The sequence below is a fragment of the Acinetobacter sp. AOR14_HL genome (genome assembly GCF_027855175.1).
GTDB lineage: Bacteria > Pseudomonadota > Gammaproteobacteria > Pseudomonadales > Moraxellaceae > Acinetobacter > Acinetobacter calcoaceticus.
In genome coordinates, this window is sequence record NZ_JAKTII010000003.1 from 37,598 (window position 1) to 52,040 (window position 14,443).

The following is a 14,443-nucleotide window of genomic DNA, read 5'->3' on the forward strand; positions in this document are numbered from 1 at the left end:
ATGAATGTTTTACTGGTTGGATTTTATAAAAATAGTGAAAATTAGTTTTGCTATAAGAAATTTTTTGATATTTTGGTTGAGTTGAAAAATAAAAGTCTATTCAAGGAAAAAACATATCTGCCTGTATGACCCAGGCAGTGAAGTGAAAGGGAAAAAATTATGCCTTTATACAAAGCTCCATTACGTGATATGCAATTTGTTCTGCATGAAATGCTTCAAACAGAAGAGAACTACCAACGTTTAAGCAAATATCAAGAAAGCGTAAATCGAGAATTAATTGATCAATATTTAGAGGCAGCAGCAGATTTCTGTGAAAATGAATTGGCACCTATTAATCAAAATGGCGATCAAGAAGGGTGTCATTTAAATCAAGGCGTAGTGACTACACCGAAAGGTTTTAAAGAAGCCTACCAAAAATATGCCGAACTTGGGTTTACCTCACTAACCGCAGACCCTGAATATGGTGGGCAGGGCTTACCAACACTATTACGCATCGCGATTTCTGAAATGTTGTGTGGTTCTAACTGGGCTTGGGCAATGTATCAAGGGTTATCTCATGGTGCGATGAGAACAATTGAACACCACGGAACAGAACAGCAAAAGCAGCAGTTTTTAGCCAAGTTAATTAGTGGAATCTGGACTGGAACCATGTGTTTAACCGAATCACATGCGGGCTCGGACCTTGGGTTAATTAGAACCAAGGCTGAACCAAATCTGGATGGTAGTTACTCAATTACTGGGGAAAAGATTTTTATATCGGCAGGTGAACACGATCTTTCTGAAAATATTATTCATATTGTTTTAGCTCGATTACCTCAGGCGCCCGCAGGTACAAAAGGTATTTCTTTGTTTATCGTGCCTAAATTTAATGTAGATGATGAAGGTAATTTGCAAGATCGCAATCAGGTTGTCTGTAGTGCGATTGAACATAAAATGGGTATTCATGGAAATGCCACCTGTGTTCTTAATTTTGATGGTGCTCAAGGTTATTTGATTGGTCCGGAAAATCGTGGGCTTAATTGTATGTTTACCTTTATGAATACGGCACGTATTGGCACGGCAGTACAAGGGCTTGCTGCCTCAGAAATTTCATTTCAAGGCGCATTGAGTTATGCCAAAGAACGCCTCGCCATGCGTTCATTATCTGGTCCAAAATATCCAGAAAAGAATGCCGATCCGATTATTGTGCATCCTGCCGTGCGTTCAATGTTAATGACACAAAAAGCATTTGCTGAAGGTGGACGTGCGCTGGCTTATTTTCTAGCTCAACATGTAGACATTGTTGAAAGTTCAGCCGATCAAGAACAGCAAAAACAGTCCGATAATTTACTGGCTTTTTTAACGCCTATTGCTAAAGCCTTTTTAACTGAGTCTGGTAATGAGTCTGCAAAACATGGTGTTCAGGTGTTTGGTGGGCATGGGTTTATTGTTGAGCATGGAATGGAGCAAATTGTACGCGATGCACGCATTTCAACATTGTATGAAGGAACAACCGAAATCCAGTCCTTAGATTTGCTTGCACGTAAAGTCTTAAATTCAGAAGGCAAGCTCTTAAAGAATATGACGGATTTAATTGATCAATTCATTCTTCAACATCAAGCAAATGTAGCACTGAAACCTTATTTAGAAAAATTAGGTGAACTCAAGCAACAATGGTTATCGCTCACCACAACAATTGCCGAAAAAGCGAAGCACAATCCAGAAGAAATTGGCGCGGCCTCTGTAGATTATCTTTATTTTTCTAGTTACGTCGTGTTTGCCTATCTTTGGGCTCGAATGGCTCAAGTTGCCCATGAAAAATTGGCAGTAGGTACACAAGAGGAAGCTTTTTATAAAGCGAAGTTAACAACAGCTAAGTTTTTCTATCAAAAACTTTTGCATCGTACACAAAGCCATGCAGCCGCAATTGAGTCAGGAGCTGAATCTGTCATGGAGCTTGATCAAGAGGCTTTTGCATTTTAGTTAATCGTAATTTTTAGAATCAATGGGTGAAACTTTCATGTGGAATTTTACCCATTGATTAACTTTATAACTTTATAACTTTATAACTTTAGACTCATGAGTTTTTGGTAGGAAAAACCAATTTAGCCAAAGGAATAGATCACTAATATAAGCATTAAAACTTGAACTTTCATTAAATATTGATGTTCGATAAGGACTACGGAAAGAAAATCATGAATGCTTATTATCAATTACTGAATAGATCAATTGGTCCTAAAGGCGAAGTTATTGCTCATTATTGCTCAACTGTTCATGCACAAGGGGCATGGAACCCTCATGAACAGCATATGGCACCAGCAAGTGGCTTAATAGCAGCTGAGTTAGAGCAATTTTCGCCACGACAAGATATGCGAATTGGTCGAATTAGTTTTGATATTTTTGGTCTTATTGCTTTTGGTGAATTTACGATTAAGACGCATGTGATTCGTGCCGGAAAAACAATTGAGCTAATAGAAGCTGAAATGCAAGCACAAGGTAAAACCTGTATTGTTGCCAGAGCATGGCGAATGTGTACTCAAGACAGTTCCGATATTGCTGGGCTTGAAGATCAGCCAGTTCATCATCCTGATACGTTTACAGAATGGAAGGGTATGAAAAGATGGCCGGGTGGTTTTATTCAAACACTAGTGACAAAAATTGATGATCAGCATCGCGCAGGTAAAGGCATTGTTTGGCTAAATAATCATAAAGAAATTGTTGAAGGGCAACCGACCACAGATTTTGCACATTTGATTGGCATGGTGGATACCGCAAACGGAATTGTGCCAAGACAAGAGGGTGAGTTTACGTGGGGCTTTCCAAATCTTGATTTGCAAATTCACATGCATCGTTATCCGCAAGGTAAATGGTTAGGTTTGGAAACTGTTCAGCAATATGGATCGGATGGCATTGGCTTAACCAGTGCGGTTTTACATGACCTCTATGGCCCATTTGGAAGAAGCGAGCAGATTTTAACTTTACGTAAGATGGTCAAATAAATATTTGAACCCATAAAAAAGTCATCCCTGAGGATGACTTTTTTATTTTGAGATTTAATTTTTAGTTACGGACTTTTAGCAGTGTTGGTGTAAGTTCATCCCAACGCTGTTTTGCAGCATCCATTGCTTTCATTTTGATATGTCCATAACCACGAACTTCTGCTGGTAATTTTGCAATTTGTTCAGCAACAGCCAAGTTATGATTTTCTGGAGCTTCAACAAGTGCTTCAACAAATGCGATGTAACGGTCACGCCATGCTTGTTCGTGTTGACGTTCTTCTTGGCGAGCAAATGGGTCGAGGAAAGTCTCACGTAGCCATTGTAGGCGAGCAAGCATCATCATTGGGAAGCGCATCCAGTAACCAAATGCACGTTTACGAACATTTTGAAGACCACCAAGTAACGCTGGCGGAGCAAGATGGTAAGTTAAACGTAAGCCTTGACCGAACTGTGTTTCAATCGATTCTTTGAAGCTTTTGCCTGTTAACAGACGTGCAACTTCATATTCATCTTTGTACGCCATGACTCTATAAAGCTGGGTTGCAATCGTACCAGTTAATTCTTCTGGTAACTTTTTAGCAGCCAGTTCTACCAGTGTACGGTATTTAGTTGCATAAGCGTCATTCCAATAGTCTGTAAGACGAGCAGAGCGGTCTTCAACAAGTTCAGCCAACGTTTGCGGCGTTTTGGTTTTTGGCATTGCTGCAAGTAAACGCGCAGCTAAAGTTGGGTCACTTGCAAGGTGACAACCCACACGGAAAGCTTCGATGTTCTTTTCAACAGCAGTACCATTTAAGCGAATTGCTTTTTCAATGCTTTCACGTAAGAGCGGAATGCGGCCAGATTGCCATGCCATACCGAGTAATAACTGATTGGTATAGATTGCATCGCCCAATAGTTGTGTTGCAATGCGAGCTGCTGGTAATGAAACCAATTGACCTTGACGAACACGACCACGAAGACGATCAACTAAATCGGTAATAGGGGCATACCAGTCACGAGATTTAATAAAGTCAGAAGTCGGCGTGCTGTCTTCATTAACAATGACTAAAGCATCATCTCTTAAGCGAGAAAGTGCGGCACTACCGCCAGCGACTACGGCATCTGCACCAATCAATAACTCACATTGTCCTGCTGGAATTTTGGTAGAAGAAATTTGTTCATCACTTGCTGCAAGTTGTACGTATGAGTAAACCGTACCACCTTTTTGCGCAAGACCTGCCATGTCCATAACACGTGTTGCTTTACCTTCTAGGTGCGCAGCCATACCAAGGAGTGCACCAATAGTCACAACACCTGTACCGCCAATACCACCGACCATAATACGACTTGGAACATCATATAACTGAGGAATAATTGGTGATGTTGGCCAGCCTGCGCCAATACCTTCAAATTTAGCTGGACGTTTCATATCACGTGTATGTACAGTCACAAAGCTAGGGCAGAACCCTTCGGCACAAGTGAAGTCTTTATTACAGCTACTTTGGTTAATTTGACGTTTAGTCCCTAAAGCAGTCTCTACTGGCTCAATAGATAAGCAGTTTGATTTTTTCGAACAGTCGCCACAGCCTTCGCAAATATCACTGTTAATGTATAAACGCTCAGCTGGGTCAGGGTAGGCATCACGTTTACGGCGACGGCGTTTTTCACTTGCACAGGTTTGTACATAAATTAAAGCGGTCACACCTGAAACTTCACGCAATTCACGTTGAACTGTGTCGAGTTCATTGCGGTGGCGAATTTCGACACCTGGTGCAATGCCGTCTTCTTCGTTTAATAGTTTAACTTCATCAGTCACAATGACTTGTTTTTTAATACCTTCAGCAGCAAGCTGACGAGTTAACTGCGCAACGCTCAAATGTCCATCTACATGCTGACCACCTGTCATAGCGACCGCATCGTTGTAGAGGATTTTGTAGGTAATATTAGTTTTTGCAGCGATGGACTGACGAATTGCTAAGTAACCTGAGTGGAAGTAAGTTCCGTCACCAAGGTTAGCAAAAATGTGTTTTTCATTGGTAAATGGCGATGCACCGACCCAGCTTACACCTTCACCACCCATTTGAGAGAACGTTTCGGTACCACGGTCAAGTGAAACAGCAATATAGTGGCAACCAATACCACCTAGCGCACGGCTACCTTCAGGAACTACTGTTGAAGAGTTATGTGGGCAACCACTACAGAAATATGGTTTACGCTCAGCAAGATCAATAACACGTTTTGATTCTTGCTCTGCTTTTAGCAGTAAGTCGATTCTGCTTTGGATTAGTACTTTTAGGCTTTCTGGAATATCTAGTTTTAAGAAGCGAGCAGCCAGCATTTTTGCAATAGGTTCAGGCTGATACTCATAATGACCAATGAGCGGTGCTTCCTCAATAGAGGTACTCCATTCACCTTTACCATCGGTGGCTTTACCAATCACATGTGGGCGTTTGCCATCAGGAAGTGAATACAGCTCATCTTTAATTTGTGTTTCAATAATTGGACGTTTTTCTTCAATAACGATCAGTTCTTGTAAACCTTCAGCAAATTCACGAACGCCTTGAGGTTCTAAAGGCCAAATTAGACCAACTTGATAAACACGTAGCCCAAGCTGTTGGGCAGTTTCATCTTCAATACCTAAAATGCGTAAGGCTTCAATCGTATCTAAATAACCTTTACCACTTGCGGCAATACCAATACGAGCATTTTCACAAGGCCATGTTACGGTATTGATTTTATTCGCGCGGGCATAAGCCAAAACAGCAGGTAAGCGATATTTATAAAGACGTTCTTCTTGCTGAATGCCGTGATCTGGCCAACGAATATTAACGCCGCCCTCTGGGAAATTGACATCTTCTGGTATAACTGGAGTAACACGGTCTAGATCAACATGAACTGAAGCAGAAGTTTCTACAATTTCACTGACCAGCTTCATTGAAGACCATAGGCCAGAAAAACGTGAAACGGCAATAGCGTGTACACCAAAGTCTAAAATTTGTTGAACGGATGTTGGGTAGAAAATTGGAATACCACAACCAATCATGACATGTTCAGACTGGTGAGGGATTGTAGAAGATTTACAAGAGTGGTCATCACCAAATAAAGCAACCACACCACCACGTTCAGAGGTACCAGCTAAGTTAGCATGGCGGAGTACATCGCCTGAACGGTCAACACCAGGGCCTTTACCATACCACCAAGAAGACACTCCATCATATTTGCCTTGGCCTGAAAGATTAACTTGTTGCGTACCCCAAATTGCGGTAGCAGCCAAGTCTTCATTTACACCAGGTTGAAATACAACATTATGGGATTTAAGTAATCCTTGAACTTGCCAAAGGAAACTATCATAGTTACCAACAGGAGAACCGCGATAACCAGAAATAAAACCAGCAGTATGATAACCATTAATCGCGTCACGGCGAGTTTGGGCAAGAGGCAATCGAACAAGTGCCTGAATGCCGGTCATATATGCTGTACCGTTATCACTTATATATTTATCTTCAAGTGACACATCCTTTGTTGCAATAATATTTGGAGTGACTTTTGTAGCTATGTTCATTTATATCTCCTTAGAATTTTTAGTAGCTCGGACTACTTTCTTTTTTCAACATCCAGTTGAATATTTGGAGCAAGTGACATACGAAATAAAAAAAGATCGGTTCCTCTTCTTAAAAAGAATTAGTGCCAATGTATGTACATTTAGTCATTGTGGTTGATCTAAACTGGTGCAACAATCCGTAATTTAGGAAAACATATTTACGTTATGCGCAAAAATCTCGATGGTGGACTATTGCATGCGATGCATGCATTCCTGAAAGTGATTGATAGCGGGAGTTTCACAGCAGCAGCTGAGCAGATGGATCTGACCACAGCACAGGTTTCACGTCTTATCAGCGAGCTAGAAACACGCTTAGGTACAAAATTAATACAACGCTCAACGCGCCAGCAGGCACTGACCGATATTGGTGCAACTTATGCAGAGCGCTGTCGCCAAGTCATTTCAATAGTGGATGAAGCAGAATCAGAAGTAACAGGAACGGCATCTAAACCGAAAGGACGTTTACGTGTATTAAGCATGGGAAGCTTTGGGCATCACTATGTTTTTCCAGTCATGGCCGAGTTTTGCAAAAATTACCCCGAGTTAACGGTGGAATATACGACATCGCAGTACGTTCCGGACCTGTTGGCAAAAGGGGTAGATGTGAGTCTCTATCTCACTGAGTCTTTAACAGACTCCCGCTTTGTCGCTCGCAGAATTGGCACTATTTTTTCTGTTTTATGTGCTTCACCTGCGTACCTAGAAAAACATGGTGTTCCTAAGTCACCAGAAGACTTAAAAAATCATGCTTGTTTAAGATTAGTTAATCCATCGATTACAGCAGATTGGCATTTGTTAAATGCAAATGGTGAGTCTTACCAAATTGATATTGGTGGGCAACTCATTGCAGATAACCCAGAATTATTATTAGATGTGGTGCAACAAGATATGGGCGTGGCGTTATTGCCGATGTTTTCGGCTTTAGACGCGGTTCAGAATGGAAGATTATGCCATATCTTGCCTGAGTGGCGTTCGCCCGATATTGGGGTTTATACGTTATTGCCTTCACGTCATTTTATTGACGCCAAAACGCGTGCATGGTTGGATTGGGTGGAAGAATATATTTCGCCAAGAATTGAAATGGATGCATCTTATTTTTATAAATAATGAGATAAATTTTTTAAGGACTAAGATAGAAAAGGATGAACAATAATACGGATTAGAATAAAAATAGGGTAGAGAATGCTTCTGTTGAGAGGGGCATTTAATACAGAGATGAATGATAGATTTTAAATAAATTGCATGAGGGATTTAGTCCCAATTCCTGATCAGAATGAGATAAAGATTAAACGCCATGATCTGGTACTTAGCCTAATAGATTAAGCCTTATACCAGAAGTTGAGTTATTTTAATTTATTATTAGGCACACTTGGTTTGCCAATAAGCATTTGCATAATTCGACAAGCTTTTTCGGTTTAATACATTGCTAATATTTTGGCTGGCTTGCATCAGTTTTTCTAAGTCAATGCCAGTCTCAAATCCCATGTGGGAAAGCAAATAGAACAAATCTTCAGTTGATACATTACCCGAAGCTCCTTTGGCATAAGGGCAACCACCAAGTCCTGCAAGAGACGAATCAAAAACACGAATGCCTTGTTGTAGGGACTGATAAATATTGGCAATCGCCATGCCATAGGTATTGTGGAAATGCCCAGCTAAAACCTTGCTGTCTAGTTCAGAAAGGCATGCTTGCCAAACCTTTTGAACTCGATCTGGTGTTGCGGTGCCAATGGTTTCACCTAAAGACACTTCATAGCATCCCATGTCATAGAGCCGTTTAACGACTTTCACTACTTGCTCAGGTGCAATCGCGCCTTCATAAGGGCAATCGACAATACAAGAGACATAGCCACGTACACGTATGTTATGTGCTTTCGCTGCGCTCATGACATCGCTAAATTTTTCAAAGCTTTCATCGATAGAGCAGTTAATATTTTTACGGGTAAAGCTTTCAGAAGCTGCGGTAAACACCGCAACCTCTTTGCATCCTACCGCTTGAGCCGTCTCAAAACCTTTGATATTTGGAGTGAGCAGGCTAAATTGCATATCTGTGGTCTGCGGTAACAGTTTAAATAGCTCGTCACTTTGAGCCATTTGAGGTACCCATTTTGCCGAAACGCATGAACCCACTTCAATAGATTTTAGGCCTGCATTTATCAGGTCATTAATAAAGTTTAAGCGTTGTTCAACCGTTAAAGCCTGCTTTTCATTTTGGAGGCCATCTCTCGGACCGACCTCCACAATTTTGACAAACTCACTCATGCAACTTCCTCCTGAGCAGGCTGAAATTCCACAAGTTCATCGCCAGCTTTGACTTGATCACCGACTTGGAAATAGGAGTCTACAATCAAGCCGTCTTTAGGGGCACGGATGGTGTATTCCATTTTCATTGCTTCAAGCGTCATTAAAATATCGTCTTTCTTAACGCTATGATTTGCACTCACCAGCACTTGCGTGACGACACCCGGCATTGGGGCTTTCAGGTGACCTTCATCGGCTTGGCTATCTGCTTGATTAAAGTCTTGACGAATATAAGCAAATTTATAGCTTTGCCCATTTTGGAATAGCGTAATGCCTTGCTGACTTTGGTTAAAAGATAGCTTTTGCTTAGATCCACCAATTTGAACAGAGGCAGTATGCGCATCAATTAATTGACCAGAAATAGGATAGCTTTGTCCGTTATATTCTGCGGTGAAGCCTTGTTCATTTGAAGCAAATTTGATCTGAATATTTTGGTTTAAATAATTCAGTTTAATGCTGTGCTGATAGGCAATATTTAGGCGCCAAAGTGGCTGAGCCTGCCAAAGCTGTTTTTGGCTTGAGCGATTGTTTTCGAGTTTACTTAAAAACTCAATAAATGCTGCTGCGACTACAAGTTCTGGCTTGATGTCTTCAGGGCTAAACAAGAAGTTTTGTTCGCGTTGAATCAGGTTGGTATCAAGTTTGGCTTGTTTGAACGAGTCGCTGCGAACAATCTTTTCAAGAAAGGCAATGTTATTGCCTAAGCCATCTACATGGAATTGACTTAAGGCATGTTGCATTTGAATGAGTGCAGCTTCACGGTTTTTACCCCATACGATCAGTTTGGCAATCATTGGGTCGTAATACGTCGTGATTTCATCGCCTTCAACAATACCGCTGTCTACACGCACATATTGGTTTTGAGTTGGGTAGTGCAAATAGTCAATTTTACCAATCGCAGGTAAAAAGCCTTTTTCAGGTTCTTCGGCGTAAATACGTGCTTCGAGCGCATGCCCGTGAATTTGCAATTCGTTTTGTAGTTTAGGTAAAGATTCACCATAAGCTACACGAAGTTGCCATTCAACCAAGTCTTCACCGGTAATCATTTCAGTCACTGGGTGTTCGACTTGTAAGCGGGTATTCATTTCCATGAAATACGCCGTGCCGTCTTGTTCCACAATAAACTCGACCGTACCGGCACCGACATAGTCTACTGCACGTGCAGCATCAATAGCAGCCTGACGCATCGCATCAAGCTTTTCGCTTGGCATTTGTGGAGCTGGAGCTTCTTCTAATACTTTTTGGTGGCGACGTTGTACGGAACAGTCGCGTTCAAATAAATGAACATAATTACCATGTGTGTCGCCAAACACTTGTACTTCGATGTGACGTGGTTGAATCACATAGCGTTCAATCAAGACATCATCATTACCAAAGCTCGATTTAGCTTCGCGCTTACAAGAAGCTAATGCATGCAGAAAATCTTCACTGCGCTCAACCAAGCTCATGCCTTTACCGCCACCGCCAGCACTAGCTTTGATTAAAACTGGATAGCCAATTTTGTCTGCCTGTTGTTTTAAAAATTCAGCGTCTTGGTTGGTTCCGTGATAACCCGGTGTTAAAGGGACGCCTGCTTTTTCCATTAAAGCTTTAGACGTGGCTTTTAAACCCATAGCTAAAATGGCATCGACTGGCGGGCCAATAAAGCAAATATTGTGTTGTTGGCAAGCAAGTGCAAACTGGTCATTTTCGGATAAAAAACCATAGCCCGGATGGATCGCTTGGCTACCTGTATCAATGGCAGCTTGAATAATGCGGTCAGCTTGTAAATAACTTTGAGTCGCAGGCGACTGGCCAATATAGATGGCTTCATCTGCAAGTTTGACATGTTGTGCATTTGCGTCTGCATCAGAGTAAACAGCAACCGTTGCAATACCTAATTTTTTAGCTGTACGAATCACACGGCAGGCAATTTCACCACGGTTCGCAATTAAAATCTTTTCAAACATGATGATCGTCCTTAATTGTTGTTATTCGAGTTAGAAACCCAAGCAGGCTGTTGTTTATTTAAAAAGGCACTCAGACCTTCTTTTGCCTCACTACCTTGGCGAACTTGAGCAATATGATGCGCCGTCTGTTGTAGCAAGTCATTGCTCATGGTTTGATTACTCACCATTTGAATGAGTTGTTTTGATGCAGCTTGAGCGTGCGGGCCACCGAGTAATAGAGCATCAATAATTTCTTGAACTTTTCTGTCTAAGTCTTCCGCATCTGCGACTTCATGTGCCAAGCCAATTTGTTTGGCGTCACGTGCCGAAATACGCTCAGCAGTTAAGAAGTAACGAGAGGCTTGTCTTGCACCAATCGCACGAATCACATAGGGACTAATCGTAGATGGGGCAAGTCCTAAACGTACTTCAGAGGTTGCAAACTTGGCATCTGTACTGGCAATACAAATGTCACATGCCGATGCCAAGCCCATACCTCCACCAAAGGCAATGCCATGAACGCGGGCAATAGTCGGTTGTCTCAGCGTTGCAAGTGCATCTAACATTTGCGCGAGTTTTAGAGCATCTGCTTCATTTTCTGCTGAAGATGCCTGACCTGCCTGTTTCATCCAATTCAGGTCAGCGCCTGCCGAAAAGCTTTTGCCACGACCAGCTAAAACCACAACACGAATATCATCACGTGTATTAATTTGCTTAAAGCAAGCATGCAATTCTTCAATCACTGTTGTATTGAAGGCATTGTGTAGTTCAGGGCGATTCAGCCAAACATAGGCAACTTGACCTTGTTGTTCGAGTTGTAAAAATTGATAGCTCATATACACCTCTTACATGCGGAACACGCCAAATTTGGTTGGCTGGATAGGGGCATTCATTGCAGTAGCAAGGCTTAAACCAAGTACTTGACGGGTTTGAGCTGGGTCAATTACACCGTCATCCCAAAGGCGGGCAGAAGCATAATATGGATGGCCTTGGCGTTCGTATTGTTCACGAATGGGTTGTTTAAACTCATCTTCTTGTTGAGCTGACCACTCGGCACCTTTTTGCTCAATTTGATCGCGTTTTAAGGTTGAAAGTACGCTGGCTGCTTGTTCGCCGCCCATCACTGAAATACGAGAGTTTGGCCATGTCCATAAAAAGCGTGGTGAATAAGCGCGTCCGCACATACCGTAGTTCCCCGCACCAAACGAACCACCAATAATCAGGGTGAGTTTGGGCACATTGGCGGTTGCAACTGCCATGACCAGTTTAGCGCCATTTTTTGCAATCCCTTCGTTTTCATACTGGCGACCGACCATAAAGCCCGTAATGTTTTGTAGGAATAACAAAGGAATATTGCGCTGAGTACACAGTTCAATAAAGTGTGCACCTTTTTGTGCAGACTCTGAAAATAAAATCCCGTTATTGGCAATAATTCCGACTGGCATACCATAAAGCGAAGCAAAACCAGTAATGAGGGTTGAGCCAAAACGTGCTTTAAACTCATCAAAACGAGAACCATCTACAATGCGTGCAATCACTTCACGAATATCAAAAGGCTTACGTGCATCACTTGGCACCACGCCGTAGAGTTCAGATGCATCAAACAATGGTTCATCAACTTGTTTATTTAAGTCGTTTGGCTTTTTATTTAAGTTAGCAACAATGTTCCGTGCAATGGCAATTGCATGTTCATCATTTTCAGCTAAATGGTCAGCCACACCCGAAAGACGTGTGTGTACATCACCACCACCTAAATCTTCACTGCTCACCACTTCGCCAGTTGCAGCTTTTACCAAAGGAGGACCGCCTAAGAAAATCGTACCTTGGTTACGTACAATAATCGTTTCATCAGACATGGCAGGTACATAAGCGCCACCTGCTGTACAGCTACCCATTACGACAGCAATTTGGGCAATACCCAGACTCGACATGCGTGCCTGATTATAGAAAATGCGCCCGAAGTGATCGCGGTCAGGGAAAACCTCATCTTGCATTGGTAAATAAGCACCGCCTGAGTCTACCAAATAAATACAAGGCAAGTGATTTTGTTCGGCAATTTCTTGGGCACGTAAATGTTTTTTAACCGTAAGGGGATAATACGTTCCACCTTTAACCGTTGCATCGTTGGCAACGATCATGCAAGTTATGCCGTTTATTTGACCAATACCTGCAATCACACCCGCAGCAGGAACATCATCTTCATAAACGTTGTACGCTGCCAATTGACCAATTTCTAAAAATGCGGTTCCGACATCAATCAGTTGATCAATACGTTCGCGAGGTAAAAGTTTCCCTCTAGCCAAATGTTTTTGACGGGCATTTTCACCACCACCTAAAGCGATAAGTTGGGCAACTTGTTTTAGATCTGTGACCAATGTTTGCATGGCTTGCTGGTTTGTTTTGAAGTCTTCACTTCGAACATTAATCTTGCTTTGTAATTGGTTCATAAGATGCGTCCTTATTTATAATTATTATTTGGTTTCATTGAAGAGTTCGCGGCCAATCAGCATGCGGCGAATTTCAGAAGTTCCGGCACCAATTTCATAAAGTTTTGCATCGCGCCATAAACGACCAGCAGGGAATTCATTGATGTAACCATTACCGCCCAGAGTTTGGATTGCTTCGCCTGCCATCCATGTGGCTTTTTCAGCAGAATATAAAATGGCACTTGCAGCATCTTTACGTAGGCTGCGGTCATGGTCGGCTTTGTCACAAGCAGCACCAACCGCATAAACGAGTGCTTTACATGCCAACCACGTTGAATACATATCAGCAAGTTTGCCCTGCATGAGCTGGAATTCACCTAAAGCCTGACCAAACTGTTCGCGTTGATGTAAATAAGGAATTACCACATCTAAACAGGCATCCATAATTCCTAAAGGTCCAGCACTTAAAACTGCACGTTCATAGTCTAGGCCGCTCATGAGTACTTTTGTACCATTACCCACGCCACCAAGTACGTTTTCAGCAGGCACTTCCACATTGTCAAAAAACAGTGGGTAAGTGTTAGAGCCACGCATACCAAGTTTGTCTAAATGGTTGCCGTGACTGAAGCCTTTCATGCCTTTTTCAACTAAAAAAGCAGTCATGCCTTTCGCACCAGCTTTAGGGTCAGTTTTTGCATAAACCACAAGTACATCTGCATCACCGCCGTTGGTGATCCACATTTTTGAACCATTTAAAACGAAATGATCACCTTTTTGCTCAGCACGTAATTTCATGCTAACCACATCAGAACCAGCATTTGGTTCAGACATCGCAAGGGCACCTACATATTCGCCAGAAATCAGTTTGGGTAAATATTTCTGCTTTTGCTGCTCGTTACCGTTTCGGTTAATTTGGTTTACACATAAATTAGAATGAGCACCGTAAGAGAGGCCAATGGCTGCCGAAGCGCGAGAAATTTCTTGCATGGCAATAATATGAGCTAAATAACCCATATTGGCACCGCCATATTCTTCAGAAACGGTCATGCCTAAAAGACCCATATCTCCGAATTTTTTCCAGAGATGTGCAGGGAATTTGTTGTCTTGATCAACTTGTTGAGCAATTGGTGCAATTTCCTTTGCACAAAAAGCGGCTACCGAATCTTGAAGCGCAATTAAAGTTTCATCTAGACCGAAATTCAAGCTGCGTAGGTTCATGATATTTTC

9 protein-coding genes are annotated in these 14,443 nt (G+C 42.0%); 3 read left to right on the forward strand and 6 right to left on the reverse strand.

Translation table 11 applies throughout. The features are described 5' to 3' along the window. Positions 1-159: 159 nt before the first annotated feature. Positions 160-1,962 carry an acyl-CoA dehydrogenase C-terminal domain-containing protein gene (locus MKL38_RS01145; RefSeq protein ID WP_270902260.1) on the forward strand — a complete coding sequence of 601 codons (1,803 nt, stop codon included), beginning with the start codon at positions 160-162 and terminating at the stop codon, positions 1,960-1,962. Between the two features lie 212 nt (positions 1,963-2,174). Continuing rightward, entirely contained in the window at positions 2,175-2,978 is an 804-nt protein-coding gene (locus tag MKL38_RS01150; protein WP_270902261.1) for a thioesterase family protein, read from the forward strand. A 61-nt stretch (positions 2,979-3,039) separates the two neighbouring features. Here MKL38_RS01150 and MKL38_RS01155 read toward each other — a convergent pair whose 3' ends face one another. Then, positions 3,040-6,522: an indolepyruvate ferredoxin oxidoreductase family protein gene (locus tag MKL38_RS01155; RefSeq protein WP_270902262.1), complete on the reverse strand. Its 3,483-nt coding sequence runs from the start codon at positions 6,520-6,522 to the stop codon at positions 3,040-3,042. Positions 6,523-6,726: 204 nt separating this feature from the next. On the opposite strand from MKL38_RS01155, the gene MKL38_RS01160 reads away from it, so the two are divergent. Beyond that, positions 6,727-7,668, forward strand: a complete 942-nt coding sequence (locus MKL38_RS01160) for a LysR family transcriptional regulator (protein ID WP_092705465.1) — start codon at positions 6,727-6,729, stop codon at positions 7,666-7,668. A 252-nt stretch (positions 7,669-7,920) separates the two neighbouring features. Here the strand turns inward: MKL38_RS01160 and MKL38_RS01165 are convergent, their stop codons facing one another. From MKL38_RS01165 to MKL38_RS01185, 5 genes are read right to left on the reverse strand one after another with little or no spacing between them, the layout of a single operon-like run. After that, positions 7,921-8,823: a hydroxymethylglutaryl-CoA lyase gene (locus MKL38_RS01165; protein ID WP_270902263.1), complete on the reverse strand. Its 903-nt coding sequence runs from the start codon at positions 8,821-8,823 to the stop codon at positions 7,921-7,923. Then, the gene (locus tag MKL38_RS01170; protein WP_270902264.1) at positions 8,820-10,811 is read right to left on the reverse strand and encodes an acetyl/propionyl/methylcrotonyl-CoA carboxylase subunit alpha; all 1,992 of its coding nucleotides are present in this window, start codon (positions 10,809-10,811) and stop codon (positions 8,820-8,822) included. Before MKL38_RS01170 ends, MKL38_RS01165 begins: the two co-directional genes overlap by 4 nt. 11 nt (positions 10,812-10,822) lie before the next feature. Further along, complete coding sequence (locus tag MKL38_RS01175) at positions 10,823-11,626, reverse strand: enoyl-CoA hydratase/isomerase family protein (RefSeq protein WP_005041477.1); 804 nt, start codon at positions 11,624-11,626, stop codon at positions 10,823-10,825. 9 nt (positions 11,627-11,635) lie between these two features. Next, positions 11,636-13,237, reverse strand: a complete 1,602-nt coding sequence (locus MKL38_RS01180; protein WP_270902265.1) for a carboxyl transferase domain-containing protein — start codon at positions 13,235-13,237, stop codon at positions 11,636-11,638. Positions 13,238-13,261: 24 nt separating this feature from the next. Continuing rightward, positions 13,262-14,434, reverse strand: a complete 1,173-nt coding sequence (locus MKL38_RS01185) for an isovaleryl-CoA dehydrogenase (RefSeq protein WP_003651160.1) — start codon at positions 14,432-14,434, stop codon at positions 13,262-13,264. Positions 14,435-14,443: the final 9 nt, after the last annotated feature.

Coding starts and splice junctions, on each gene's coding strand:
- MKL38_RS01145 (WP_270902260.1), top strand. CDS start 160: ATGCCTTTATACAAAGCTCCATTACGTGATATGCAATTTGTTCTGCAT.
- MKL38_RS01150 (WP_270902261.1), top strand. CDS start 2,175: ATGAATGCTTATTATCAATTACTGAATAGATCAATTGGTCCTAAAGGC.
- MKL38_RS01155 (WP_270902262.1), bottom strand. CDS start 6,522: ATGAACATAGCTACAAAAGTCACTCCAAATATTATTGCAACAAAGGAT.
- MKL38_RS01160 (WP_092705465.1), top strand. CDS start 6,727: ATGCGCAAAAATCTCGATGGTGGACTATTGCATGCGATGCATGCATTC.
- MKL38_RS01165 (WP_270902263.1), bottom strand. CDS start 8,823: ATGAGTGAGTTTGTCAAAATTGTGGAGGTCGGTCCGAGAGATGGCCTC.
- MKL38_RS01170 (WP_270902264.1), bottom strand. CDS start 10,811: ATGTTTGAAAAGATTTTAATTGCGAACCGTGGTGAAATTGCCTGCCGT.
- MKL38_RS01175 (WP_005041477.1), bottom strand. CDS start 11,626: ATGAGCTATCAATTTTTACAACTCGAACAACAAGGTCAAGTTGCCTAT.
- MKL38_RS01180 (WP_270902265.1), bottom strand. CDS start 13,237: ATGAACCAATTACAAAGCAAGATTAATGTTCGAAGTGAAGACTTCAAA.
- MKL38_RS01185 (WP_003651160.1), bottom strand. CDS start 14,434: ATGAACCTACGCAGCTTGAATTTCGGTCTAGATGAAACTTTAATTGCG.